This window comes from Plantibacter lichenum (assembly GCF_050587525.1).
In the GTDB taxonomy this organism is placed as follows: domain Bacteria; phylum Actinomycetota; class Actinomycetes; order Actinomycetales; family Microbacteriaceae; genus Plantibacter.
The window spans coordinates 1-23,804 of the sequence record NZ_JBOBFT010000002.1 but is presented as its reverse complement, the minus strand read 5'-3'; the positions used below and the strand labels follow the sequence as shown (position 1 = coordinate 23,804).

23 protein-coding genes and 2 pseudogenes are annotated in these 23,804 nt (G+C 66.5%); 18 read left to right on the top strand and 7 right to left on the bottom strand.

The annotated features are described in order from the left end of the window. Positions 1-79: 79 nt before the first annotated feature. Genes folP through ACQ3HB_RS03535 form a run of 7 tightly spaced genes read left to right on the top strand, consistent with a single transcriptional unit; the run spans position 80 to position 5,450 of the window. On the top strand, positions 80-871 hold the full coding sequence (gene folP, locus ACQ3HB_RS03565; protein WP_430918416.1) for a dihydropteroate synthase: 792 nt from the start codon (positions 80-82) through the stop codon (positions 869-871). After that, entirely contained in the window at positions 864-1,232 is a 369-nt protein-coding gene (gene folB, locus ACQ3HB_RS03560; RefSeq protein WP_430917812.1) for a dihydroneopterin aldolase, read from the top strand. The genes folP and folB overlap by 8 nt, the downstream gene beginning before the upstream one ends. Further along, on the top strand, positions 1,232-1,795 hold the full coding sequence (gene folK, locus ACQ3HB_RS03555) for a 2-amino-4-hydroxy-6-hydroxymethyldihydropteridine diphosphokinase (RefSeq protein WP_430917810.1): 564 nt from the start codon (positions 1,232-1,234) through the stop codon (positions 1,793-1,795). Before folB ends, folK begins: the two co-directional genes overlap by 1 nt. Continuing rightward, positions 1,792-2,265 carry a DUF3180 family protein gene (locus tag ACQ3HB_RS03550; RefSeq protein ID WP_430917808.1) on the top strand — a complete coding sequence of 158 codons (474 nt, stop codon included), beginning with the start codon at positions 1,792-1,794 and terminating at the stop codon, positions 2,263-2,265. Before folK ends, ACQ3HB_RS03550 begins: the two co-directional genes overlap by 4 nt. Continuing rightward, positions 2,228-2,794: a PH domain-containing protein gene (locus tag ACQ3HB_RS03545; protein WP_430917806.1), complete on the top strand. Its 567-nt coding sequence runs from the start codon at positions 2,228-2,230 to the stop codon at positions 2,792-2,794. Before ACQ3HB_RS03550 ends, ACQ3HB_RS03545 begins: the two co-directional genes overlap by 38 nt. Continuing rightward, positions 2,791-4,740, top strand: coding sequence for a PH domain-containing protein (locus ACQ3HB_RS03540; RefSeq protein ID WP_430917804.1), 1,950 nt, complete (start codon positions 2,791-2,793; stop codon positions 4,738-4,740). The genes ACQ3HB_RS03545 and ACQ3HB_RS03540 overlap by 4 nt, the downstream gene beginning before the upstream one ends. After that, positions 4,737-5,450, top strand: a complete 714-nt coding sequence (locus ACQ3HB_RS03535) for a Rossmann-like and DUF2520 domain-containing protein (RefSeq protein WP_430917802.1) — start codon at positions 4,737-4,739, stop codon at positions 5,448-5,450. The genes ACQ3HB_RS03540 and ACQ3HB_RS03535 overlap by 4 nt, the downstream gene beginning before the upstream one ends. An 8-nt stretch (positions 5,451-5,458) precedes the next feature. Here the strand turns inward: ACQ3HB_RS03535 and ACQ3HB_RS03530 are convergent. Beyond that, positions 5,459-5,950, bottom strand: a pseudogene (locus ACQ3HB_RS03530) (IS5 family transposase); the annotation flags it as partial. A gap of 1,080 nt (positions 5,951-7,030) precedes the next feature. Between ACQ3HB_RS03530 and ACQ3HB_RS03525 the strand changes: the two are divergent. After that, a complete protein-coding gene (locus tag ACQ3HB_RS03525) occupies positions 7,031-7,645 on the top strand; it encodes a hypothetical protein (RefSeq protein ID WP_430917800.1) in 615 nt (204 codons plus the stop codon). A 17-nt stretch (positions 7,646-7,662) separates the two neighbouring features. Here ACQ3HB_RS03525 and ACQ3HB_RS03520 read toward each other — a convergent pair whose 3' ends face one another. After that, positions 7,663-8,460, bottom strand: a complete 798-nt coding sequence (locus ACQ3HB_RS03520) for a MurR/RpiR family transcriptional regulator (protein ID WP_430917798.1) — start codon at positions 8,458-8,460, stop codon at positions 7,663-7,665. A gap of 537 nt (positions 8,461-8,997) precedes the next feature. Further along, a complete protein-coding gene (locus ACQ3HB_RS03515; RefSeq protein ID WP_430918414.1) occupies positions 8,998-9,165 on the bottom strand; it encodes a toxin-antitoxin system HicB family antitoxin in 168 nt (55 codons plus the stop codon). Positions 9,166-9,196: 31 nt separating this feature from the next. Here ACQ3HB_RS03515 and ACQ3HB_RS03510 point away from each other — a divergent pair. Beyond that, positions 9,197-9,460: pseudogene (locus tag ACQ3HB_RS03510) on the top strand (DUF2520 domain-containing protein); the annotation flags it as partial. 246 nt (positions 9,461-9,706) lie between these two features. Here the strand turns inward: ACQ3HB_RS03510 and ACQ3HB_RS03505 are convergent. Further along, positions 9,707-10,153 carry a DoxX family protein gene (locus tag ACQ3HB_RS03505; RefSeq protein WP_430917796.1) on the bottom strand — a complete coding sequence of 149 codons (447 nt, stop codon included), beginning with the start codon at positions 10,151-10,153 and terminating at the stop codon, positions 9,707-9,709. A 484-nt stretch (positions 10,154-10,637) separates the two neighbouring features. On the opposite strand from ACQ3HB_RS03505, the gene lysS reads away from it, so the two are divergent. The 6 genes from lysS to ACQ3HB_RS03475 all read left to right on the top strand — a co-directional run bounded on the left by lysS (position 10,638) and on the right by ACQ3HB_RS03475 (position 15,731). Further along, positions 10,638-12,188, top strand: coding sequence for a lysine--tRNA ligase (lysS, locus tag ACQ3HB_RS03500; RefSeq protein WP_430917794.1), 1,551 nt, complete (start codon positions 10,638-10,640; stop codon positions 12,186-12,188). A gap of 43 nt (positions 12,189-12,231) precedes the next feature. Next, on the top strand, positions 12,232-12,375 hold the full coding sequence (locus tag ACQ3HB_RS03495) for a hypothetical protein (RefSeq protein ID WP_430917792.1): 144 nt from the start codon (positions 12,232-12,234) through the stop codon (positions 12,373-12,375). 33 nt (positions 12,376-12,408) lie between these two features. After that, positions 12,409-12,603, top strand: a complete 195-nt coding sequence (locus ACQ3HB_RS03490) for a hypothetical protein (RefSeq protein WP_430917791.1) — start codon at positions 12,409-12,411, stop codon at positions 12,601-12,603. A 72-nt stretch (positions 12,604-12,675) separates the two neighbouring features. Beyond that, positions 12,676-14,136 carry a cardiolipin synthase gene (cls, locus tag ACQ3HB_RS03485; protein WP_430917789.1) on the top strand — a complete coding sequence of 487 codons (1,461 nt, stop codon included), beginning with the start codon at positions 12,676-12,678 and terminating at the stop codon, positions 14,134-14,136. Between the two features lie 219 nt (positions 14,137-14,355). Further along, positions 14,356-15,237 carry a hypothetical protein gene (locus ACQ3HB_RS03480; protein WP_430917788.1) on the top strand — a complete coding sequence of 294 codons (882 nt, stop codon included), beginning with the start codon at positions 14,356-14,358 and terminating at the stop codon, positions 15,235-15,237. Positions 15,238-15,281: 44 nt separating this feature from the next. After that, positions 15,282-15,731 (top strand): GNAT family N-acetyltransferase, encoded by a 450-nt coding sequence (locus tag ACQ3HB_RS03475; RefSeq protein WP_430917786.1) that lies wholly within the window; start codon positions 15,282-15,284, stop codon positions 15,729-15,731. A 44-nt stretch (positions 15,732-15,775) separates the two neighbouring features. On the opposite strand, the gene ACQ3HB_RS03470 is transcribed toward ACQ3HB_RS03475, so the two are convergent. Both ACQ3HB_RS03470 and ACQ3HB_RS03465 read right to left on the bottom strand, forming a co-directional pair. Beyond that, on the bottom strand, positions 15,776-16,009 hold the full coding sequence (locus ACQ3HB_RS03470) for a helix-turn-helix domain-containing protein (RefSeq protein ID WP_430917784.1): 234 nt from the start codon (positions 16,007-16,009) through the stop codon (positions 15,776-15,778). Next, positions 16,009-16,656 (bottom strand): hypothetical protein, encoded by a 648-nt coding sequence (locus ACQ3HB_RS03465; protein WP_430917783.1) that lies wholly within the window; start codon positions 16,654-16,656, stop codon positions 16,009-16,011. The genes ACQ3HB_RS03470 and ACQ3HB_RS03465 overlap by 1 nt, the downstream gene beginning before the upstream one ends. Before the next feature lie 461 nt (positions 16,657-17,117). On the opposite strand from ACQ3HB_RS03465, the gene ACQ3HB_RS03460 reads away from it, so the two are divergent. Then, positions 17,118-18,254: a baeRF11 domain-containing protein gene (locus tag ACQ3HB_RS03460; protein WP_430917782.1), complete on the top strand. Its 1,137-nt coding sequence runs from the start codon at positions 17,118-17,120 to the stop codon at positions 18,252-18,254. 160 nt (positions 18,255-18,414) lie between these two features. Then, entirely contained in the window at positions 18,415-20,943 is a 2,529-nt protein-coding gene (locus ACQ3HB_RS03455; RefSeq protein ID WP_430917781.1) for an ATP-dependent Clp protease ATP-binding subunit, read from the top strand. A 315-nt stretch (positions 20,944-21,258) separates the two neighbouring features. Here the strand turns inward: ACQ3HB_RS03455 and ACQ3HB_RS03450 are convergent, their stop codons facing one another. After that, entirely contained in the window at positions 21,259-22,185 is a 927-nt protein-coding gene (locus ACQ3HB_RS03450; RefSeq protein ID WP_430917779.1) for a Ppx/GppA family phosphatase, read from the bottom strand. Between the two features lie 211 nt (positions 22,186-22,396). Here ACQ3HB_RS03450 and ACQ3HB_RS03445 point away from each other — a divergent pair, with 211 nt between their 5' ends. After that, the gene (locus tag ACQ3HB_RS03445) at positions 22,397-23,749 is read left to right on the top strand and encodes a glucose-6-phosphate dehydrogenase (protein WP_430917777.1); all 1,353 of its coding nucleotides are present in this window, start codon (positions 22,397-22,399) and stop codon (positions 23,747-23,749) included. The last annotated feature ends 55 nt before the right edge of the window (positions 23,750-23,804 follow it).

Genomic DNA, 23,804 nt, shown 5'->3' with positions numbered 1-23,804 from the left:
CGACGATCCGCGAGGCGCCGGATCCCCACGCCCTGCAGGCAGGCCGCTCGCCGGCGCGGCTTCCCCGCGCATGCAGATCATGGGCGTCGTGAACGTGACCCCCGACTCCTTCAGCGACGGCGGACGATATCTCGACGTCGACGATGCGATCGCCCACGGCCTCGAGATGGTCGCGGACGGTGCGGACATCATCGACATCGGCGGCGAGTCCACGAGGCCGGGTGCGGCACGGGTCGCGACCGAGCAGGAGCTCGCCCGTGTGGTGCCCGTGATCGAGGCCCTCGCGTCGAATGGCGTGCGCGTCAGCATCGACACGATGAACGCGGACACGGCTCGTGCCGCGATCACGGCGGGCGCGGCGATCCTCAACGACGTTTCCGGCGGCCTCGCCGACGACCGGATGGCCGGAGTCGTCGCGTCGAGCGGCCTGCCGTTCATCGTGAGCCACTGGCGGGGGCACTCCGACACCATGACGAGTCGTGCGCAGTACACGGACGCGGCGACCGATGTCGCAGCCGAGGTGCGCGCGCGGGTGGAGGCGCTCATCGCGCAGGGCGTCGCGTCAGAGCAGATCATCGTGGACCCGGGCCTCGGGTTCTCGAAGAACGCCGACCACAACTGGCGCATCCTCGCGAAGCTCGACGAGCTGCTCGCGCTCGGTCATCCCGTGCTCGTCGGTGCGTCCCGCAAGCGCTTCCTCGGCGCCCTCCTCCCGGACGACGCACCCATGGAGGCCCGAGACCTCCCGACGGCCGTCGTGAGCGTTCTCGCGGCCGGCGCGGGTGCGTGGGGCGTCCGCGTGCACGATGTCGCGAGCACGCGCCTCGCCCTCGACACCCTCTCGGCATGGCAGGCTGGGAACGATGTCTGATTCGATCACCCTCACCGGTCTCCGCGCCTTCGCCCACCACGGCGTCTTCGACTTCGAACGAGCCGACGGACAGGAGTTCGTCATCGACGTGTCCGTGTCCCTCGACCTGCGCCCAGCTTCGGGCGGCGACGACCTGCGCGCGACGCTGCACTACGGAGAACTCGCCGAGGAGGTCGTCGGCGCGGTCGAACGCGATCCCGTCGACCTCATCGAGACCGTCGCCGAGCGCATCGCCGGAGTCGTCCTCGCCCACGAGCGCGCCGATGCCGTGACGGTCACCGTGCACAAGCCGACGGCGCCGATCACCGTGCCGTTCGCCGATGTCGCGGTCACGATCACACGAACGAAGGCGGACGCCTGATGGTCTCCCGCACGCCGATCCACGATCCGCAACGCCGCTTGCCCGTCCCTCGCGGCGGGGCCGAGGTCGAAGCCGTCGTGGCGTTCGGCAGCAATCTCGGCGATCGTGAGGCGACGATCCACGCAGCCGTCGCACAGCTCGAACTGGCCCCTGGCATCGCATCGGTGCGGTTGTCGCCGCTCGTCTCGAGCGCCGCCGTGAAGCTCGACGGCGTCGACCAGTCGGCACCCGCGTATCTGAACGGCGTCGCCGTCGTGCGCACGAACCTCGACCCGCACGACCTCCTCGACGCGCTCCACATCGTCGAACAGACCCACGGGCGCGTCCGCGAGGAGCGCTGGGGAGATCGCACGCTCGACCTCGACATCGTCACCTACGGCGCCTCGGTCATCGACGACGAGCGACTCACCGTCCCGCACCCGCGGGCGGCGGAGCGCGGCTTCGTCCTCGTGCCCTGGCTGCTCCTCGACGCGGACGCCGAACTGCCCGGCATCGGCCGTGTCGACACGCTGCCCGCCGCGACCGACGACTCGGTGACCGTCGTGGACGGAGACGCCCGATGAAGCGCACGTCCGCGACACCGCTCATCATCCTCGGCGCGGCCGGGCTCGTCATCGGCTTCCTCGGCGAGGTCGCCACGGTGTCCGCAGGCCGCCCCTCGGTCATCCCGCCCCTCACCCTCGCGATCTCGCTCATCGCCATCGCGATCATCCTCGTCGCAATCTCGTTGCCCATCCGGCGTGCGACCACGGGCCGCGCCCACCACCGCATCGAGCCGTTCCGCGCCATGCGCATCGCGGCGCTTGCCAAGGCGTCGAGCCTCGCCGGCTCACTCGTCCTCGGCGGCTCCGTGGGGGTCCTGCTCTTCCTGCTGACCCGCCCGATCGTTCCGGCGGTAGGCTCGTTCTGGCTGGTCATCGCGTCGATCGTGGGATCAGCCGCACTCGTCGCCGCCGCACTGGTGGCCGAGTGGTTCTGCACCGTGCCGAAGGATGATGACGATGACGCCCCAGGAGCCACAAGCCGTTCGTGACGCGGACGGGAGCGGCGGTTCTGTTCCCGACGGCGGTCGACGCGCAGCTCGCCGACTCGAGCTGCCCGGTGTGGAGTGGCGGCGTGTCAGCCCCAAGTTCATCGCGGTCGAATTCATCTCGGCTGCCGCATACCTCCTCGTCATCACCGCGGCGGCGGTCTTCGTCGCGGTCGTGTGGAACTTCGCCTGGGTCTGGTTGCCGTACGGCGTGATCGCGATCATCCTCGTCATCACCGCGGCCTTCATCCCTCGCCGCACCCGCGCGATCGGCTACCAACTGCGTGAGGACGACCTCCTCTTCCGGCGCGGGATCATGTGGCAGCGGTTCGTCGCCGTGCCCTACGGGCGGATGCAGCTCATCGACATCAACCGCGGTCCGCTCTCCCGGGCGTTCGGTCTCGCCGACCTCAAGTTCGTGACGGCCTCCGCGTCGACAGGCGTCGTCATCAACGGCCTGCCCGATGCCGAAGCCGAAGCGCTGCGAGACCACCTCGTGACCGTCGCCGAGAGCCGGCGGACGGGCCTGTGAGCGACCCCATCGTCGCCCGCGTCGATGGGCAGAGCCTCGTCGACGGAGCATGGCACCGCCTCCATCCGGCGACCCCGCTGCTCCGCGGCGGCATCGCGTTCGTCGCCATCCTCGGTGTGGTGATCGCGAATCTCCGTGAGCGGCTCATCGACCTCTTCATCCCCGCACGAGGCGCCCCGGGCGACCCCATCGACTTCGTCGTGGACCACGGCTGGGTCGGTTGGGCGCTGCTCGCCGTCGCCGCCGGCCTCATCGTCATCATCGGGATCTTCTACCTGTCGTGGCGCATGCACACCTTCCGCGTGACCGACGAGGCGGTCGAGGTGCGCAGCGGCGTCCTGTTCCGCACGCACCGCAAGGCGAAGCTCGACCGCATCCAGGGGATCTCGGTGGAGAAGCCGTTGCTCGCCCGGCTCGTCGGCGCCTCGCGCATCAACGTGAGCGTCGCCGGACAGGACGCCAACGTCAAGCTCGAGTACCTCTATGCGAAGGACGCCGATGGCCTCCGACGCGATGTCCTGACACTCGCGAGCGGTGTGAAGCTCGCGGAGCGCACAGCCGCCGCGCCCGGTGGACAGGCTGCGGGATTCGGCGCGCCGGTGGCTCCAGGCGCCGACGAGTTCGGGGTCCCCGGTGGTCCAGGCGCTGGCGTCGGAGCAGCTGCGGGCGCTGCTGCGGGCACTCCTGGAGCCGGCGCCCATGCTGCTCCGGGGGAGCACTCAGGCCGCAGCGCCGCGGTCTCCCGCTTCGTCACCGACCGCGTCGACGACTTCATCTCGCCGGACCTCGACCCTGACGCCGCACCACCCCAGTCGGTCGTGCAGCTGTCGCTCGGTCGTCTCATCGGCTCCGTCGTCCTCGGCTGGTACACCTGGGTCGTCATCATCGCCGCCATCGTGGGAGCCGTGTTCGTCGCACGCGGCTCGTACTACGTCCTGTTCTTCGTCGTGCCGATGGTCATCGGTCTCGTCGGGTACCTGTGGTCGGGCGTCACGAAGTCACTGCGCTACAGCATCGCGGCCACGCCCTCCGGCGTCCGTGTCGGCTTCGGGCTGTTCTCGACGACGAGCGAGACCATCCCGCCCGGTCGGATCCACGCGATCCAGGTGAGCCAGTCGATCATCTGGCGTCCGTTCGGCTGGTGGCAGGTGCGGATCAACAAGGCCGGTCTGTCGCTCGAACAGGCAGCTCGCGGCTCGTCGACGAACACCGTCCTGCCCGTCGGTTCGCTGGAGGACGCGGCGAAGGTCGTCGAACTGATGCTCGCCGGCCGCATCGACGGCAGCGCGTGGGGACCGCTCAACTCGGCTCTCTCGACGCGTGACGGGACGGGCTTCGTGCAGTCGCCCAAGCGCGCGTTCTGGATCAACCCGCTGTCCTGGCGCCGCACCGGCTACGCGCTCCGCGACGGGCTCCTCCTCTTCCGACGCGGGGTCGTCTGGCGGAAGCTCGACATCCTGCCGCTCGCCCGTCTGCAGAGCATCCGCATCGAACAGGGACCGCTCCTGCGCGCCTTGGATCTCGCATCGGCGACCGCGCACACGGTTCCAGGCGCCATCGTCGCCGAACTCCCCGGCATCGCCCGGGAGGAGGCCATCCACCTCTTCGAGTCGACGGCCGCGGGGATCATCGCAGCGCAGACCGGTGACCGCAGCCATCGCTGGGCGAGCTTCGACCAGGGTGATCCGCCGACAGAGGCGGTGGTGACGGCTCCGTACGCGGATCTCGCGACCGAGCAGCAGGGCGTCGGTCCTGCTGCGATGGCGGAGACCGCCGGTGTGGTGACGTCGGGGGCGTCGGGGCCGTCGGTTCCGTCGGTTCCGTCGGCGCCGGTCGTGCCGCCTGTCGCCGCACCGCCTGTCGCCCCACCATCTGCGGCTGCGCCGACTGCCGCCACATCGCCCGTCGCCGCACCGCCCGCCGACCAGCAGGGGGACCGCGCATGAGCGCCGAGGCCAGAAGCGCTCGACTCGGCGTCGGCATCATCGGCTCCGGCCGGGTCGGTCCCGTGATCGGTGCTGCCCTCGGCGGTGCAGGGCACGCGGTCGTCGGCATCACGGCCGTGTCCGAGGAGGGCCGGGACCGCGCCAGTGCGATGCTGCCGGACGTGCCCGTCCTGGAGACGCCGGAGGTCGTCGAGCGCAGCGAGCTCGTCATCATCGCGGTCCCGGACAGCGAACTGCAGTCGCTCGTGGAGGGCCTCGCGGCCGTCGGCGCCTGGCAGCCCGGTCAGCTCGTCGCGCACACCTCGGCGAAGTTCGGCGTCGGCGTCCTCGCCTCTGCCGCGGCGGCTGGGGTGATCCCGCTCGCGCTGCATCCGGCGATGTCGTTCACGGGCACGAGCCTCGACCTGTCGCGTCTGCAGGAGTCGTTCTTCGCCGTGACGGCGCCCGGCCCGGTGCAGCCTATCGGTCAGGCGCTCGTCGTGGAGATGGGTGCAGAGCCCGTGATCGTGGCCGAGGCGGATCGCCCCGCCTATGCGGAGGCCATCGAGACCGCATCGACGTTCTCCCGCGCGATCGTCCAGCAGGCGACGGGCCTCCTCGACGACATCGGCGTCGAGAATCCGGGAAGCTTCCTGTCCTCGCTCGTCCGGTCCGCGGTCGACGACGCCCTCCGGCAGACGAGTCGCCCCGACGACCTGGAGCTCCTCTAGGGTGTGTCTCATGCTTTGGACCAGATCGTGATCGCTCGGAGGACTGCTCCGCCGCGATAGGTGATGGCAAGTTTGTCGTAGCGGGTCGCGATGCCTCGCCACTGTTTGAAGGTCGCGAAGTTTCGTTCGACGACGTTGCGGTTCTTGTGGTCGTCGCGGTCGAAGCAGGGCGGGCGGCCGCCTCTGCTGTCGCACCGGATTCGATGTCCGATGTGGTCGGCGGGTTGCGGGATCACGGCCTCGACGCCCCGTTCGTGCAGGTGGGTGCGGATCGCGTGGGACGGCTCACCCTTGTCCGCGCGAACCCGGACGGGCCTCATGCGCAGACACCCGGCACCTGGGCGGCCGATCCGCAGGTGGTTTATCAGGTGCGGGAACATCGGCGAATCACCCGCCTGTCCCGGGCTCGTCAACACCACCAATGGTCGGTCGTGGCCGTCGACGAAGGCGTGGATCTTCGTGCTCAAACCGCCACGCGATCGCCCAATCGAATGATCTGCGCCGCCCATGCCGCCTCGAGATCCCCGATGACCTCGATCTTATCGGTGAGCCGACATGCTCGAAGCGTTGCATCGAGACTGAGCGACGCGGCGGTGATGCCGTAACGTCTCGCGCCTTGTGAAATTGGCCAGGAAGAGATCCGACAGATCAACAATATAAAATATCAAACGAGTATCTTATAAAAATGAGATGTTGACAAGGTTAGTGATCGGAGTAGGGTCGCATGAAAGGAGGGAGCATCCCTCGGAACGGGAGTTTTAGGATGAATCGCAGTGCAATGAAGCTGGGCGGTAACGCCGTCTTTGCAGTCGTTGTTCTCTCTGGTGTGGTCGCGCTTGGGGCGGCGCCTGCGTCTGCTGGGGGGTATGCGCAGGGCGTTCAGACGTGCGCAGGGGGTCCGTCTCACTACGCAGGGATTAAGGGTTTGTGGGCCACGTCACAGATCGATTTCACGAGCACTCTCGATGGGTCGCACATTCGATACATCGACCCATCCATCGAAGAGGTGTACCGAACGATTTACTCGCCATACACCTCAGCCCAGTGGTCGATCATTGCCGGTACTTGGGGCTACGCCTCGGGAACCTGCAGCTAGCTCTTTCCATACGGAAGGTCTGTAACCAGATCGAGAAGCACGCAAGAACAAGAATAAGAACAAGAAGGAGAACGCAATGGCGCACCAATTCTTCAGTAAGGCTCGTGGCGGACTCATCGCCGCGGCAATGTGCACTATGGGGCTCGGGGCAATCGTCTCGACGCCTGCCTACGCGGCAACTTTCGTCTCCGGCACGCAGATGTGCGCTGGTGGACCATCCCACTTTGCTGGCGTCTCAGCAACGGTGAGTGGGAGAGCCTCTTCGCTGGTGTTCACTCAGGTGTCGAATCCGAACAACCAGGTTGGTGACACATTCGATGGTGACGGTTCATACAAGAGCTGGTACTCGCCGTGGACGGCCGCCAATTGGTCTCTCGCTGGCGAATCAATCACGAGGACAAGCGGAATCTGTGGGTAAATATTGCTTGAAGGGAGATTGCTTCGCCAAGCGATCTCCCTTCATCTTCGTTTCGAGGTGTGCATCGTGAATGGTTTGAAGTTGAGATCATTCGTCCTCTTCATATCGATCGTTTCTGCCGCGATGTTGGTCGGCTGTTCGGACACTCAGGAGGGCCGGACCGGCGACGGGTGGAGCGACGAAGAGGCAAGTGACGTGTATTCGACACTGAGCACGTCTGCGCTGAGAGTCAATATGGAAGCGGTGCAAGCGTGCGTTGAGGAAGCTGGCATCAGCGTCGAGCTCGATGTGGCAAACGGAACCTTCAGGCAGGATCTCTCTGGACTGCCTCAGGGCGAACAAGATGAACGGACGGGGCAAATCAAAGACTGCATTGCTGAGAATGACCCGAATCATTCGGATGGCGTTCTCACTGATTCGCAGCGTCTTCATCTCTTCGAGCTTCATCTTCAACAGGCCAAATGTCTGGAAGCACAAGGATTTAAAGTCGGCGAGATTCCAAGTGAAGAGGGGTACCTGAGTCGTGACGGTGATGACGGCATGAGCTTGTGGGTGCCTTTTGCGGCGATATCCGAACAACTCCCGAACTGGGCTGTGAAAGAGGGAGTCAGTCAGGGCAACGCGTTCTCCGAAGTAACGGATAGGTGCCCCGACCCCGCACGTTTCGTTTCGGTGCTGTAAGGGGCCGTCGTGCGTGCTTATTCACATGCGGCGGATTGAACCTGGGCTAGGACAATTTCGCAGATTAGTGAGACCGAGCGGTAGTACGCGAAAGGGGAGGGGTTGTAAGAGCCAGTGTCGTTGTGCGGTGTGTGTAAGTGCAGTTCGGCTCCGGATGCGGCTCTGGACTTTACGGCTGCACCGATCACGGCGGTAAATGCCCCCGATTTGCGCGATGTCTGAAGTGCATTCGTCAAACTAATTGAATCGTCGGGACCAATCGCGAGCATGACAGAGTGGTGCCCGTCTGTGGAGAACTCCCCGGGCGCGAAGTATCCATCTGACCAGAAGTGGCTCACCTTTCCCTCTCGGTAGAGTGAACGGGCTAAGACCTCTCCCATGGACGAGAACAAACCCCGCGCATATACGTGGATCTCTCGACTTTCGACGATCTTTTGGCAGAGCTGAGTGATCTTCACGGGGTTCGTGTCGTCGAATACGGACGCTATTCTGGCTTCGTCTGCGCGGCGGAGCTGGGTGAAAAGGTGTGCCTGAGGAAGCCCCGGAATGGGTCGTTCCTCGAACTCCCAGGTGCCGGCGGACTGCATCGTGGCCATGTCAACCGCGAGAGAGATGCGAAAGTCGACGTATCCGCTGTACCCGATCAGTCGACAGAACCGTGTAACGGTGGCGTTTGCGGTGCCGCTACGGTTCGCAAGAGCAGCAATGTGCGCTTTCGAGACGTATTTCGGGTCCTGAAGGACAGTCGTCGCGATGGCCTTCATTGATGCTGACATCGTCGATAGGTTCAGATTGATGCGATCAAATACGGTCAATCTGTCCTCCTCCGGCGTTCCGTTTCGGCGGCGTCGTCTTCTTCGGGATTGCTTTCGTCGCTCCCGATGATTGACTCGGCTTGGGTGTGCTGCGACGTGCGAACTCCGGAACCAGCGACCTCGGTAGTTGTGAGGGTCCATCGGGGTCGTCGACGGGTGATCTAATCACCATACTTGTAACCACCTGATTCAGCCACCATTGAAGATGTCAGATGTGGAGTTGTTCCTCCAGGACGATCTCCTTCGTGGACGTATTCCGATCCGTTCGGAGCCTGCGAACCGCGCGGGCGTGTGCCGTGTCGTCCTGAGCTCTTGGGCTCGGAAACTCCCGACCCGCTGTGGACCGTGGTGAGTCGGCTAATCCTGCAAAGACGCTCGCAGCCTCCCGCTGTGGAGCCCCAATGAAAGCTCGTTGGGTGCCCCAGACGAGGCTGGTCGATCTATTCCCATCGTCACCATTGGTCAAGCTCCCGGGGAGCCCTCGGACTTTTCTTCGGCATCGCCAGTGTGCGCCTCGGGCGGCGAGCCACGCGTCCGCTACGTCCTCGTCCGGCGCGAGGAGGGCAGCCGGTTGAGTGAAACGTGCAGCTCAGCCGCTTCAAGGGCGAGCTTGCGGGGGAGTTCCGGCAGAATTCGCACCGTGAAACTTGGGGAGTATGTGCGATTGGTGATGGTATCGGGGATGCCCTCTCGGTTCCCGATCATATCCTCGACGACATTCACGATCTGTGTCCGGATGCTGCCGGACGTGCCCGTCCTGGAGACGCCGGAGGTCGTCGAGCGCAGCGAGCTCGTCATCATCGCGGTCCCGGACAGCGAACTGCAGTCGCTCGTGGAGGGCCTCGCGGCCGTCGGCGCCTGGCAGCCCGGTCAGCTCGTCGCGCACACCTCGGCGAAGTTCGGCGTCGGCGTCCTCGCCTCCGCCGCGGCGGCCGGGGTGATCCCGCTCGCGCTGCATCCGGCGATGTCGTTCACGGGCACGAGCCTCGACCTGTCGCGTCGAGAATCCAGGAAGCTTCCTGTCCTCGCTCGTCCGGTCCGCGGTCGACGACGCCCTCCGGCAGACGAGTCGCCCCGAGGACCTGGAGCTCCTCTAGCGCCCACTTCACCATCACAACTCCTTCGATTCGGCCGCGGCCCAGACCCGAGGTCCCGGATTTCCGGGGGCCCCGTGGTTTGCGGCGAGCAGATCGAAGGAGTTGTGATGGTGGTGACGCGGCGATGCGACGGAGGCAGGGCCGGGTGGTCAGCTCGCCCGACGACGACGGAAGACGGCGTCGAGCGCGTAGGGGCCGGCGCCCGTGAGCGCGAGGACGAGCGCGCCGACGCCCAGCAGCAGGACGAGCTCGACTCCGCCGTCGGACGCGAAGAAGCCGGCCGGCAGGTGCACGAGGAACAGGGCGACCGCCATGTCGACGGCGAGCGTCGCGCCGATGATCCGTGTCGCGAGTCCGAGGACGATGAGGGCGCCGCCGACGAGTTCGAGGAACGCGACGACGATCGCCGCGATCTCGGGAAGCGGCACGCCCATCTCGGCGAAGCTCGCCTGCGTGCCGGGGATCGTCCAGACGAAGACCTTCTGGGCGCCGTGCGCGATGAACGCGGCCCCGAAGACGATCCGGAGGACGAGGAGGCCGATGCCGGTCCCGCTGCTCGCGAAACGGCTGGAGAGCTGGGTGGTTGGAGTCGTCATGGACGAGCCTTTCGAGTTCGTGGATGGCGGCGCCGTGCCCCGAACAGGGGACAGCTTCCCTCGATCCAAACAGGGCAGGCGTCTGAGAGCTGTCCTCCGAATGGTTCCTCTGCGGCCCTTGCCAGCTCGTTCATAGCTCCTGGCAAGGTTCCGGGTGCGCATAACTCCTTCGATTTCGACACTGCCGCCCGCGACATCCCCGGTTTCGCGCGGCTCGCGGAATCCGGCTGTCGAAATCGAAGGAGTTGTGCGAGATGAGGGAGGAAGGCAAGGAGGGAGGGAGGGAATGAGGGGAGGAAGGAAGGAAGGAGGGAATGAGGGGAGGAAGGGAGGGAGGAAGGAGGGAGGGAGGGAGGGAGGGAGGGAGGGAGGGAGTAAAGAGGGAAGGATGGAAGCTGAGGGGGAGGGCGAAGGCGAGGGGATGGAGCGGGCGCTCGGGCTCGCCCGGTAAACTCTGGTGACCGCACGAGGAGAATCCCACAGCATGACTGAGCACACGGACGCGCCCGCCGACAACCAGGGCACCGCCGCCGAAACGACCGATGCCGCGAACGAGCTCGCGGAGATCACCGAGCAGAAGGCCGTCCGCCTCGCCAAGCGTCAGCGCCTGATCGATGAGGCCACGTCCGCCGCGGGCGGTGCGTATCCCGTCACGCTGCCCATCACGGACACGATCCCTGCCGTGCGTGAGCGCTTCGGCTCCCTCGAGCCGGACGAGTCGACCGGCGTCACCGTCGGCGTCGCAGGCCGCGTGGTCCACAACCGCAACACGGGCAAGCTGTGCTTCGCGAGCCTCCAGTCCGGCGACGGCAGCCGCGTCCAGGCCATGGTCAGCCTCGCGAGCGTCGGTGAGGAGTCCCTCGCCGCGTGGAAGGAGCTCGTCGACCTCGGCGACCACGTCTTCGTCTCGGGCGAGGTCATCTCCAGCCGCCGCGGCGAGCTGTCGATCATGGTCACGGACTGGCAGATCGCCGCGAAGTCGATCCTCCCGCTCCCCAACCTGCACAACGAGCTGAGCGAGGAGACGCGCGTCCGCAGCCGCTACCTCGACCTCATCGCCCGCGAGCAGGCCCGTCTCAACGTCATCAACCGGGCAAAGGCCGTCGCGAGCCTCCGCAGCACCTTCACGAGCCGGTCGTTCATCGAGGTCGAGACCCCGATGCTCCAGGTCATGCACGGCGGCGCCTCGGCCCGCCCGTTCGTCACCCACTCCAACGCGTTCGACACCGAGCTGTACCTGCGCATCGCGCCGGAGCTGTACCTCAAGCGCGCCGTCGTCGGCGGCATCGATCACGTGTACGAGATCAACCGCAACTTCCGCAACGAGGGCGCCGACTCGACGCACAGCCCCGAGTTCGCGATGCTCGAGGCGTACGAGGCCTACGGCGACTACAACACGATGGCCGAGCTCACGCAGACGCTCATCCAGGAAGCCGCGGTCGCGGTCAGCGGCAGCCATGTCGTCACCTGGGCCGACGGCACCGAGTACGACCTCGGCGGCGAGTGGGACCGCATCTCGATGTTCGAGAGCCTCTCCGCAGCAGCCGGCGTCACGATCACGCCGCAGACGCCCATCGAGGAACTGCAGGCGCTCGCCGCCCGCGAAGGCGTCGAGGTGCCGCACCCCATCCACGGCAAGTACGTGGAAGAACTGTGGGAGCACTTCGTGAAGGGCGACCTCGTCCGCCCCACCTTCGTCATGGACTTCCCCGTGGACACGAGCCCGCTCGTCCGCGCGCACCGCTCCATCGACGGCGCCGTGGAGAAGTGGGACCTGTACATCCGCGGCTTCGAACTCGCCACCGGCTACTCGGAGCTCGTCGACCCCGTCGTGCAGCGCGAGCGGTTCATCGAGCAGGCGAAGCTCGCCGCCCAGGGCGATGTCGAGGCCATGCGTCTCGACGAGGAGTTCCTGCGCGCACTCGAGTTCGGCATGCCGCCTTCGGGAGGCATGGGCATGGGCATCGACCGCCTCCTCATGGCGCTCACCGGCCTCGGCATCCGCGAGACGATCCTCTTCCCGCTCGTCAAGTAGCGGATCCACCCACGATCACGGACGGTCAGGCGAGGCGATGAGCATGATGGACCCGAACGGCGCGAAAGACCCGAAGAAGTCGACCACGCCATCCACCGGACGCATCGCGATCTGGGTGATCGTGGGCGGCATCGGCCTGTACCTCGTGATCAGCGGTGTGTGGCAGGCCATCGCCAACGGCAGCTGACGCACAGCAGATCAGGGGTATCCTGGAGGGGTTATGGACAACTACTGGTTGAACGCGGCGTGGTCGATCGCCCCCACCCTGCTCGTCGGGATCATCTTCTGGGTCATCATGCGTTCGATCATCCGCTCGGACCGCAACGAGCGCGCGGCGTATGCCCGCGTCGAGGCCGAAGAGCGCGCGAAGCTGGGCCTCCCGCCCGTCGCCCCGAACGCCACGCGAGAGAGCTGACACCTTCAGCACCCTTCGCGTCCGCGAGGTGAGTAGGCTGGGGTCCACCCGCACCCCGAGCGAATGGGCGCCATGACGATCGAATTCACCTGGTCCTGGCTCGGTGCGGCGTTCTTCGCCGTCGACTTCATCATCCGAGTCATCGCCGTCATCGTGGTGCCGCGCAACCGCCGCCCGACAGCCGGCATGGCGTGGTTGCTCGCGATCTTCCTCATCCCGTACGTCGGCGTCATCGCGTTCCTCGTGATCGGCAATCCGAAACTGCCGAGGAAGCGTCGCAAGAAGCAGTACAACATCAACGTCTACATCCGGCAGACGACCCGCGACCTCGTGCGCGCGAACCTCACATCGGACGCGCCCGCGTGGTTCCGGTCCGTCGTGCAGTTGAACCGCAACCTCGGATCGATGCCGCTGCAGGGCGGGAACTCCGCCCGTCTCATCGGCGATTACGAGGCGTCCCTCGAAGCGATGGCGCACGAGATCGATGCCGCGAAGTCGTACGTGCACGTCGAGTTCTACATCCTCACCTGCGACCAGACGACGAAGCCGTTCTTCGACGCGCTCGAAGCGGCCGTCGCCCGCGGCGTGAAGGTGCGGGTCCTCCTCGACCACTTCGCCAGCTGGCGGACGCGCGACTACAAGCAGACGCTCAAACGCCTCACGGACATGGGCGCCGACTGGCATCTGATGCTCCCGCTGCAGCCGCTCAAGGGCAAGTTCCAACGACCGGACCTCCGCAACCACCGCAAGATGCTCATCGTCGACGGCACGGTCGCGTACATGGGGTCGCAGAACGTGATCGATCGGAGCTACAACAAGCGCAGCAACATCAAGCGCGGGCTCAAGTGGAAAGAACTCATGACGCGGGTCGAGGGACCCGGGGTGAGCGGCATCAACGCGATCTTCCTGAGCGACTGGTACAGCGAGACCGACGAGGTGCTGTCCACCGAGGTGGGCGTGCTCGACGCGCTGCCGATCGGCGACCTCGAATGTCAGGTGGTGCCGAGCGGTCCAGGGTTCGACGGCGAGAACAACCTCAAGCTGTTCCTCGCGCTCATCTTCGCCGCTCAGAAGCGCATCGTCATCACGAGTCCGTACTTCGTCCCGGACGAGTCCCTGCTGTCCGCCGTGACCACCGCCGTGCAGCGAGGCGTGCCGGTCGACCTGTTCGTGTCGGAGATCGGCGACCAGGCGATGGTGTGGCACGCGCAGCGGTCCTACTACGAAGCGCTGCTGCGGGCGGGCGTCCGCATCTTCCAGTACCCGGCGCCGTACATCTTGCACGCGAAGCACTTCACGATCGACGACGATGTCGCGGTCATCGGGTCGAGCAACATGGACATGCGCTCCTTCGGTCTCAACCTCGAGGTGTCGCTGCTCGTGCGCGGACGCAGCTTCGTCGACGAGATGCGGGGCGTCGAGGACGGCTACCGCGAGATCAGTCGCGAGCTGACGTTGGCCGAGTGGCTGAAGCAACCCCTGCGGTCGACCGTGCTCGACAATCTTGCGCGGCTGACGTCGGCCCTGCAGTAGCGCGCGGTTCCGGCCACGAGCTCCTCCTCGCCGGTCACTGAGCTTGTCCGCGCCGGTCACTGAGCTTGTCCGTGCCGGTCACTGAGCTCGTCGAAGTGTCTGACAGCCCCACTTCGACGAGCTCAGGGACCGGTGAGCAGTGACCGGTGACCGGTGAGCAGTGACGAGTGACGGGCGCCGCTGACCGTGCGCACCCGCCCGAGACCCTAGGGTGGATGGGTGAAACGTTGGGGGATCGGGATGCTGCTCGCAGCGCTCACCGCCGTGTCCCTCGCCGGGTGCGGCATCTTCGACGCCGCCGTGCTCGCCTCGGGCGGGCTGCAGTCTGCCCTGGACCGTTCGCCCGCAGTGGAGCGGGCCACGGTCGACTACACCCCGGCGAGCACCGGGCGATCAGGCGCCGTCCGCACGGACGTCGTGGTGAAGCCGGATGCGTCCTCCGGCCGCATCGAAGCGATGCTCCACGACGCCGCGACGCGCCTGACCGAAGCAGAGCTGAAGGACGTCTTTCGCACCCTCACCGTGTCATCGTCGGATGGCGGCTGGACCATCGCTGTAGCGGCACGTGAGGTGCTCGGCCAGACGAAGCGGATCGACGAGGCCGTGGACTACGTGCTCCTCGCCGATGACCTGCCCGGCTCGATCACCGTCACGCTCGGGACCCCCGCGCGTCCGACGTGGACCGGCGTGCGTCTCGCGGTCGACGAGGACGAGTCCGTCGAGAGCGCCACGGCCCTCTTCGCGGAGTTCGCATCACGGCCACTGCCCGTGTGGGGGATCGACGACACCCTGCTGTCGATCGAGACGCCGACTCCGGAGGGCGGTTCGCGGAGCTCCGTGACGACGCTCGCCTCCGAATCCGGACAGTTCACCGATGCCGTGTACCTCGCATCGGCCGGGGTCCTTGGCGTCCGTTCGCTCCTCGGGACGGGCGACGCGACGGACATCCGCATCACCTGGAAGCTGACCGTCCCGATGCTCGACGTCGTGATCGATGCGCGACCGGCGGATCCCGCAGGCCCGTTGCGAGCGACCGTCGACGCGCAGGCACGCGGTGCGCTCGCCGCATCCGGTCTGCCGTTCACACTCACGGTTCGATGACGCCCCGCCAGCCCACTCGGAATCGACCGGAGACAGCCTCACCCATGGACTTCACCCTGCGCCAGGCGCGCGCCGACGACATCGACTGGATGGCCGAGCTCCGCGCAGACGTCATGTTCGACGACCTGACCCGCCTCGGCCGCTACGACGCGGTGCGTGTCCGCGAGCGCTTCCGCGCGGGATTCGATCCGGCGCACACCGTCGTCGTGCTCGTGGACGGCCGCGAGGTCGGGCTCATCGCGCTCCGCCCCGCTTCGGATGGGACGTGGATCGAGCACTTCTACCTCGATCGTTCCGTGCAGGGGCGGGGGCTCGGCGGCGCCGTGTTCGCGACGGCGATGTCGGAGGACGACGGCCCCCGCCCGTTCCGGTTGAACGTGCTGCAGGGGAGCCCGGCCCGCCGCCTCTACGAGCGCCACGGGTTCGTGCTCGATCATGAGGACGCCATCGACGTCTTCCTCGTCCTGCCCGCCCCTGAGCCTGACCGCCCCTGACCCGGCCGGGCCGGGCGCGCTGCCGGACGGGTCAGTCGACTGGGTCAGGCGGCGTCCGTGGCGACGAGCAGCTCGCCGACCGTGCACCCGAGGACCGTGCAGATGGCGGTGAGCGTGGAGAACCGGATGGCGCGAGCCCGATCGTTCTTCAGCACCGACAGGTTCACCACACTCACCCCGACGCGCTCGCTCAGCTGCGTGAGGGTCATCCCCCGCTCGGCGAGCAACTCGTCGAGTCGGCAGTGGATCCCCGTCGGATCGTCATCGGCTCCGCCCATCAGATGAGGCCTTCCGTGTCGCGCTTGAGGCGCTCGCCGTGCGCGAAGACGACCGCGACGGCAGCGATGGCGACGCCGATGACGACCGGCATGAGGTCCCACGGATAGTCGTACTTCCCGATCAGGCCACCGAGCGGGTACCTGGCCTCGAGCAGTTCGCTCTCGCGGCCGAAGACGTTCGCGATGACGCCGCGGTTCACCATCGACTCGAGGAATTGCGTGCCCATGCCGCCCACGACCACGAGGACCGCGGTGATGGTCGCGAGTCTGGTGAGGAGAGAGCTGAACGCCGCGCCCTTCGCGATCTGGACGGCGAACACAATGAGGCAGACGAAGACGGCGGACACGGCCAGACCCGGAACGATCGCCTGCAATGTCATCCAGAACTGCATGTTGGGGCTCAAGCCGTCCATCACGAGGTCGGCGGAGGTCGTGCTGAAGGTCGCGGTCACCGTGCCCTCCACGGGAGACGGCGGTGCGATCGACTGCGACGGCACGGGCAGGGTGATCTCGATGCCGCTGTTGGCGGCGACTCGGACGACCCCGACGATCGCTTGGTAGATCGCGATGACGATGACGGCCGCACTCAGCACGATGACCGTCACGAGGTCATAGCGTTCGGTATTGGCTTTCGCGTCCCTGGGCATCAGATCAGTCCTTCCGTGTTGTGGTCGTGTGCTCGGTCATCCGGAAACCTAACGTTTATCGATAACAACGACAATCGATACGGTAACGATGATCGATATGCTCGTCAACCCCGGAGCGTCGCATCGGCCCCGCATCGACCTGCGCCTGCCCACCCGAACTGTTTGCACAATTCAGGAACATCTGCACGATTCAGCACGATCGCGGACGACGCGCCGGTCGATCGTCCTGAATTCTGGGAACAGTCCTGAATTGCGCAAGCGACAGGGAGGGGGCGGGTGCGTGGCGGAGATGGAGCGCGAGGGCGAGCGGGGAGCGTGAGACACGCCGACCCTCCGAATGTCCGCAGAATCGACCACTGACGGAGCCAGGTCGCGTCCCTATACTGGGGGCAAGTCAGGCCATCGAAGACGTCGCCTGCTCCTGGTGGACGTTCCGTCTGACGTGAATGAAGGAGGCATCTGTGCACCACACCGATATTCCGACCCGCGCCGACGTCGTCGCTCTCGCGACCGCTCGAGAACCCTGGAGCGTGTCCATCTACGTGGAGACCACGTCAGGACCGACCGACCCGGATCACGTTCGCATCGACCTGAAGAACCAGGTGAAGACCGCCGTCGAACAGATGGAGGCCGGCGGAGCGGACAAGCAGGCCATCGCCACCTTCACGAAAGCCGTCGACGACCTCCTCGAGGATCCAGACTTCCTCCGCTACCTGTCCTCGAGCCTCGCCGTGTTCATCGGCGGAGGCGAGACGCGCTACTTCCGCGTGCCGAACATCCTCGGATCGTGCGCGGAAGTCTCCGACCGGTACTACATCAAGCCGCTCATGCGGGCGCTCACCTTCCCGCAGTCCGCGTACGTGCTCGCGCTCGCGCAGAGCGGCGTCCGGCTCGTCGCCGTCTCGCGCGACCTGCCGGCCACGAGCATCGAGGTCGAGGGCATCCCGGCCGATGTCGCGGAGGCGGCGGGCGTCGACTCAATCCGTGGGCGCGGCTCCAGCGGCCGCAGCCCGCAGGGCCGCATCCAGGGCTCCGAGGGCCAGAAGGTCCGCATGCAGGAGTACGCGATGGCGATCGACAAGGCCATCGCGCCGGTGCTCGCCGGTTCCAAGGAGCCCCTCATCATCGCCGGCGCCGAGCCGATGACGTCGATCTACCGTGGCGTGAGCAGTTACCAGCACGTCGTGAAGCCGGAGATCCAGGGCAACCAGGAGGGTCGATCCGACGAGCAGCTCGCCGAAGCGGCCCGCCCGATCCTCGACGAGCTGTACGCGACGAAGCTCAAAGGGCTGTGCGAGCAGTTCGGGACGAGCGCGTCCAATGGTCACGCCGTCACGGACCTCGGCGATGTCGCGCGGGCGGCGACCGCGAAGGCCGTCGACACGCTCTTCGTCGACATCGACCAGAGCGTGCCAGGAACGATCGACGAGGAGACCGGGGTCGTCACTCTCGATGACACCGCAGACGCCTCCAACTACGGCGTGATCGACGAGATCCTGCGCCGCTCGCTCCTCGCCGACGCGAAGATCCTCGCGGTCCGAGCCGACGAGGTGCCCGGCGGTGGGGCGCTCGCCGCGACGGTGCGCTTCCCGGTCTAGAGGGGATCAGAGCAGCATCGCGACATCACACGGAGGGGTCCGGCCAGCAGGCCGGGCCCCTCCCGTCACGCTTGAGGCGAACAAGGGCATACTGCAGCCGGAGCATCGTTACTCTCGATGTAACGGCATCTACCCTGCCCGGTGCCGGAGGAGTGTGATCATGTTCGAGAGATTTACCGACCGTGCGCGTCGAGTCGTCGTCCTGGCCCAGGAAGAGGCCAAGATGCTCAACCACAACTACATCGGAACCGAGCACATCCTGCTTGGTCTGATTCACGAGGGTGAAGGTGTCGCCGCCAAGGCGCTCGAATCCCTCGGGATCTCGCTCGACGCCGTGCGCGAGCAGGTCACCGACATCATCGGGACCGGTCAGCAGCAGCCGACGGGACACATCCCGTTCACGCCGCGCGCCAAGAAGGTCCTGGAACTGAGCCTGCGCGAAGCGCTGCAGCTCGGCCACAACTACATCGGCACGGAGCACATTCTCCTCGGCCTCATCCGCGAGGGCGAGGGCGTCGCAGCCCAGGTGCTCGTGAAGCTCGGCGCAGACCTCAACCGGGTGCGCCAGCAGGTCATCCAGCTCCTGTCCGGCTACCAGGGCAAGGAAGCTGCGCCCGTCGGCGCCAACCAGAGCGAGCAGCAGGCTCAGGGCGGTTCGCAGATCCTCGACCAGTTCGGTCGCAACCTCACGCAGGCTGCGCGCGACAACAAGCTGGACCCGGTCATCGGTCGCGACAAGGAGATGGAGCGGGTCATGCAGATCCTCTCGCGTCGCTCCAAGAACAACCCCGTCCTCATCGGTGAGCCCGGTGTCGGCAAGACGGCCGTCGTCGAGGGCCTCGCCCAGGCGATCGTCAAGGGCGACGTCCCCGAGACGCTCAAGGACAAGCAGCTGTACTCGCTCGACCTGGGTTCGCTCATCGCCGGCAGCCGCTACCGCGGTGACTTCGAGGAACGCCTGAAGAAGGTCACCAAGGAGATCCGCACGCGTGGCGACATCATCGTCTTCATCGACGAGATCCACACGCTCGTGGGTGCAGGCGCCGCTGAGGGCGCCATCGACGCGGCCTCGATCCTGAAGCCGCTCCTCGCCCGGGGTGAGCTCCAGACCATCGGCGCCACCACGCTCGACGAGTACCGCAAGCACTTCGAGAAGGATGCCGCCCTCGAGCGCCGCTTCCAGCCCATCCAGGTCATGGAGCCTTCGCTGCCCCACACGATCAACATCCTGAAGGGGCTCCGCGACCGCTACGAAGCCCACCACAAGGTGTCGATCACGGACGGTGCGCTCGTCTCGGCCGCCAACCTGGCCGACCGGTACATCTCCGACCGCTTCCTCCCGGACAAGGCCATCGACCTGATCGACGAGGCCGGCGCACGCCTGCGTCTCTCGATCCTGTCCAGCCCGCCCGAGCTCCGCGAATTCGACGACAAGATCGCCAAGGTCCGCGAAGCCAAGGAGACGGCGATCGAGGAGCAGGACTTCGAGAAGGCCGCATCCCTCCGCGACGAGGAGAAGAACCTCCTCGGCGAGCGTCTCCGTCTGGAGAAGCAGTGGAGGTCCGGCGACGTCAAGACGACGGCCGAGGTCGATGAAGGACTCATCGCCGAGGTGCTCGCGCAGGCCACCGGCATCCCCGTCTTCAAGCTCACGGAAGAGGAGTCCTCGAGGCTCGTCTTCATGGAGAAGGCGCTGCACCAGCGGGTCATCGGTCAGGAGGAGGCCATCGCGGCGCTCTCCAAGACGATCCGCCGCACGCGTGCAGGCCTCAAGGACCCGAAGCGTCCGTCCGGTTCGTTCATCTTCGCCGGCCCCACGGGTGTCGGAAAGACGGAGCTGGCGAAGGCGCTCGCCGAGTTCCTCTTCGACGACGAGAGCGCGATGATCTCGCTCGACATGTCGGAGTACGGCGAGAAGCACACGGTCTCGCGTCTCTTCGGTGCTCCTCCCGGATTCGTCGGCTTCGAAGAGGGCGGCCAGCTCACGGAGAAGGTCCGTCGCAAGCCGTTCAGCGTGGTGCTGTTCGATGAGATCGAGAAGGCCCACCCGGACATCTTCAACTCGCTCCTCCAGATCCTGGAAGAGGGCCGGTTGACCGATGGTCAGGGTCGAGTCGTCGACTTCAAGAACACGGTCATCATCATGACCACCAACCTGGGTGCACGCGACATCGCGGGCGGCCCGGTCGGCTTCCAGATCGAGGGCAACGCCTCGACCGGATACGACATCATGCGCGGCAAGGTGAACGAGGAACTGAAGAAGCACTTCAAGCCCGAGTTCCTGAACCGTGTCGATGACATCATCGTGTTCCCGCAGCTGTCGAAGCCGGAACTGCTGCAGATCGTCGACCTGTTCGTCAAGCGTCTCTCGGAGCGTCTGCTGGACCGCGACATGACGATCGAGCTGACGCTGCCGGCCAAGGAGCGGCTCATCGAGGTCGGGTTCGACCCCACCCTCGGTGCGCGTCCGCTGCGTCGTGCCATCCAGCGCGAGGTCGAGGACCAGCTCAGCGAGCGGATCCTGCAGGGCGACCTCAACGCGGGCGACCACGTGCACGTGGACTTCGCGAACGGTGCGTTCGTCTTCACGACGACGTCGCGCGGCGAGACCGTCGGCGCTGGCGTGAACGCGCAGGCAGCGCTCGGCACCGGGACGGTCACGCCCGACCTGGCGATCACGAGCGACTAGTCACCAGATCGACGACGAAGGCCCCCACTCGGTTGAGTGGGGGCCTTCGTCGTTGGTGGGGTCGTCCGGTCGCTGAGTCACCTTCCGGTCACTGCGTCACCTTCCGGTCGCTGAGTCACCTTCCGGTCACTGCGTCACCTTCCGGTCGCTGAGTCACCTTCCGGTCGCTGAGTCACCTTCCGGTCGCTGAGTCACCTTCCGGTCACTGCGTCACCTTCCGGTCGCTGAGCTTGTCGAAGTGCGGTGCCGTCGGAGTGCACCCTTCGACAGGCTCAGGGACCGGGGTCCTTCGACAAGCTCAGGAACCGGCGCGCCTCAGCCCAGACGGTCGAGGTAACGCAGGATGATGCCCTCCCGCAGCGCCCACGGGGAGACGTCGAGCTCGCGCACCCGGAAGGCCGACATCGCCTCCGACAGGACGATGCCGCCCGCGACGATCTGGAACGTGCGATCCGCGGTGATGCCGGGCAGTGCTGGGCGTGCGTCGGCCGGGATGCGCGCGAGGCGGGGGATCCAGTCGTCAAGCTGGCTGCGGCGGAGCAGGCTGCGATCGGTCCCACCCACGCCGTCGGCGACCGACCCCGCGAGCCGGGCGAGCGAGCGGATCGTCTTCGAGGAGCCGACGACGTGCTGTGCGTCCGGGAGCTCGGCGAAGTGGGTGAGGCCCTCCTGCAGGACCTCGCGTGCGTAGACACGGAGGTTCTCCTGCTGGTCGGAGGTGGGCGGATCGTTGTGGAGGAATCCCACGGTCGATCGGCCAGCCCCGAGCGGAAGAGAGATCGCCACGTCGGGGTACTCGTCGCCGCCCGCCGCGACTTCAAGGGAGCCCCCGCCGATGTCGAGCAGGAGGATGCGATCGGCCGACCACCCGTACCACCGGCGCACGGCGAGGAACGTGAGCTTCGCCTCGTCCTCACCGGACAACACTTGCAGTGCGATGCCCGTCTCCTCTTCGATGAGCGCGAGCACCTCCGGACCGTTGGTCGCCTCGCGGATGGCGGAGGTCGCCATCGAGAGCAGCTCGTCGAGACCGCTGTCCCTGGCGATCTTCGCCGCCCCGCCGATCGATTCGAGGATCGTCTTGATGCCCTCGTCGCTGATCGATCCGTCGTCGGTGAGATAGCGCATGAGGCGCAGGACGGACTTGTGCGAGGCCATCGGGATGGGGCGGGCGCCGGGGTGCGCGTCGACGATGAGCAGGTGGACGGTGTTCGAACCGACGTCGAGGACTCCGAGGCGCATGAGTGAAACAGTAGTGGCTCCAGGCCGCCCCTCAGACCGCGCGTCACCACCACAACTCCTTCGATTTCGACGTCGCCGGATCTGGTGCCGCGGGAATTCAGGGGTCGTCGGCGGAGACTGTCGAAATCGAAGGAGTTGTGCTCGATGGCAGGCAGGCGGATGATCTGGCGCGTCTGGACGGGCCTGGAGGGCTCGGGGCTAGGATCGCAGCATGACGGTCGACACACTCGTGATCCTCGGTGCGGGAGGCGACCTGACGTCGCGTCTGCTCCTGCCCGGTCTGTCCTCGCTCCTCGCCTCGTCGCGGGGGACGGAAGTCCACCTCGTGGGGGTGGATCGTGCCCCGCTCACCGATGAGCAGTGGCGGAAGAAGGTCGCGCAGGCGTTCTCGGAGACGCCGTCGAAGCTCGGCACGCGCATCGCCGAGCGGACCACCTACGTGCAGGGCGATGCCGGCAGCGCTGATGACCTCGCACGCGTGATCACTGCCGCCGAGGGTCGCGTCTCGTTGTACTTCGCGCTGCCGCCCGCCGTCGCGCTCCTGGCATGCAAGGCGCTGCGGAAGATCGACCTCCCCAAGGGGATCACGCTCGCCCTCGAGAAGCCGTTCGGAACCGACTCCGCATCGGCTCGCTCCCTCAATCGGCTCCTGCAGCACCTCGTCCCGGAGGAGCAGGTGTTCCGGGTCGACCACTTCCTCGGCAAGTCGACCGTGCTCAACCTGCTCGGACTCCGCTTCGCCAACCGCATCTTCGAGCCGCTCCTGTCCGCATCGAACGTCGAGAAGGTCGAGATCACTTTCGACGAACAGCTCGCGCTCGAAGGTCGCGCGGGGTACTACGACCACGCGGGCGCACTCGTCGACATGATCCAGAGCCACCTGCTGCTCGTCCTCGCGTTCGCCGCGATGGAACCACCTGCGAGCGTCGACGCCGACGACCTCCGCGGCGGGATGGCGCAGGTGCTGCGGGCCACGCGTCCGTGGAAGCGCGACGGCACGTCCAGCCGTCGCGCCCGCTACGGCGCGGGGACCATCGGGCGCCGCAAGCTGCCTGCGTACGTCGACGAGCAGGGCGTCGAACCCGAGCGCGGCACGGAGACGCTCGCCGAGATGACGCTCGCGATCGACAACTGGCGGTGGGCGGGCGTCCCGTTCATCCTCCGGTCGGGCAAAGCGCTGGCCGACACGAAGCAGGAGATCGTCTTCACCTTCAAGGAGGTGCCGCACCTGCCGCGAGGGCTGCACGGCGCGAAGTCGCCCGCCCGGCTGCGCATCGGGTTGAAACCGGCATCGCTCGACCTCGACCTCATGATCAACGGTGAGGACGACCCCTTCGAACTCGAACCCGTCGCGATGCACGCGGATCTGCAGGCGGGCCAGCTGAGCGCGTACGGCGAGGTCCTGGCATCGCTCCTCGAAGGCGATCCGACGCTCAGCGTGCGAGGCGACGTCGCGGAGGAGTGCTGGCGCATCGTGTCGCCCGTGCTCGCCGCCTGGCGGAAGTCGCTCGTGCCGATCGATACGTACCCCGCCGGCAGCGACGGCCCGCGCACCTGGCACTAGCGGGCCGGTGGCGCCGAGCGCGGGTCCGTGCCGCGAGCGCGGCTGCGGTCCGACC

Bases quoted from the DNA above. Each gene is read 5' to 3' on its own strand.
- folP (WP_430918416.1), top strand. From the start codon at position 80: ATGGGCGTCGTGAACGTGACCCCCGACTCCTTCAGCGACGGCGGACGA.
- folB (WP_430917812.1), top strand. From the start codon at position 864: ATGTCTGATTCGATCACCCTCACCGGTCTCCGCGCCTTCGCCCACCAC.
- folK (WP_430917810.1), top strand. From the start codon at position 1,232: ATGGTCTCCCGCACGCCGATCCACGATCCGCAACGCCGCTTGCCCGTC.
- ACQ3HB_RS03550 (WP_430917808.1), top strand. From the start codon at position 1,792: ATGAAGCGCACGTCCGCGACACCGCTCATCATCCTCGGCGCGGCCGGG.
- ACQ3HB_RS03545 (WP_430917806.1), top strand. From the start codon at position 2,228: ATGACGATGACGCCCCAGGAGCCACAAGCCGTTCGTGACGCGGACGGG.
- ACQ3HB_RS03535 (WP_430917802.1), top strand. From the start codon at position 4,737: ATGAGCGCCGAGGCCAGAAGCGCTCGACTCGGCGTCGGCATCATCGGC.
- ACQ3HB_RS03515 (WP_430918414.1), bottom strand. From the start codon at position 9,165: ATGATCGGGAACCGAGAGGGCATCCCCGATACCATCACCAATCGCACA.
- ACQ3HB_RS03505 (WP_430917796.1), bottom strand. From the start codon at position 10,153: ATGACGACTCCAACCACCCAGCTCTCCAGCCGTTTCGCGAGCAGCGGG.
- lysS (WP_430917794.1), top strand. From the start codon at position 10,638: ATGACTGAGCACACGGACGCGCCCGCCGACAACCAGGGCACCGCCGCC.
- ACQ3HB_RS03495 (WP_430917792.1), top strand. From the start codon at position 12,232: ATGATGGACCCGAACGGCGCGAAAGACCCGAAGAAGTCGACCACGCCA.
- ACQ3HB_RS03490 (WP_430917791.1), top strand. From the start codon at position 12,409: ATGGACAACTACTGGTTGAACGCGGCGTGGTCGATCGCCCCCACCCTG.
- cls (WP_430917789.1), top strand. From the start codon at position 12,676: ATGACGATCGAATTCACCTGGTCCTGGCTCGGTGCGGCGTTCTTCGCC.
- ACQ3HB_RS03475 (WP_430917786.1), top strand. From the start codon at position 15,282: ATGGACTTCACCCTGCGCCAGGCGCGCGCCGACGACATCGACTGGATG.
- ACQ3HB_RS03470 (WP_430917784.1), bottom strand. From the start codon at position 16,009: ATGGGCGGAGCCGATGACGATCCGACGGGGATCCACTGCCGACTCGAC.
- ACQ3HB_RS03465 (WP_430917783.1), bottom strand. From the start codon at position 16,656: ATGCCCAGGGACGCGAAAGCCAATACCGAACGCTATGACCTCGTGACG.
- ACQ3HB_RS03455 (WP_430917781.1), top strand. From the start codon at position 18,415: ATGTTCGAGAGATTTACCGACCGTGCGCGTCGAGTCGTCGTCCTGGCC.
- ACQ3HB_RS03450 (WP_430917779.1), bottom strand. From the start codon at position 22,185: ATGCGCCTCGGAGTCCTCGACGTCGGTTCGAACACCGTCCACCTGCTC.
- ACQ3HB_RS03445 (WP_430917777.1), top strand. From the start codon at position 22,397: ATGACGGTCGACACACTCGTGATCCTCGGTGCGGGAGGCGACCTGACG.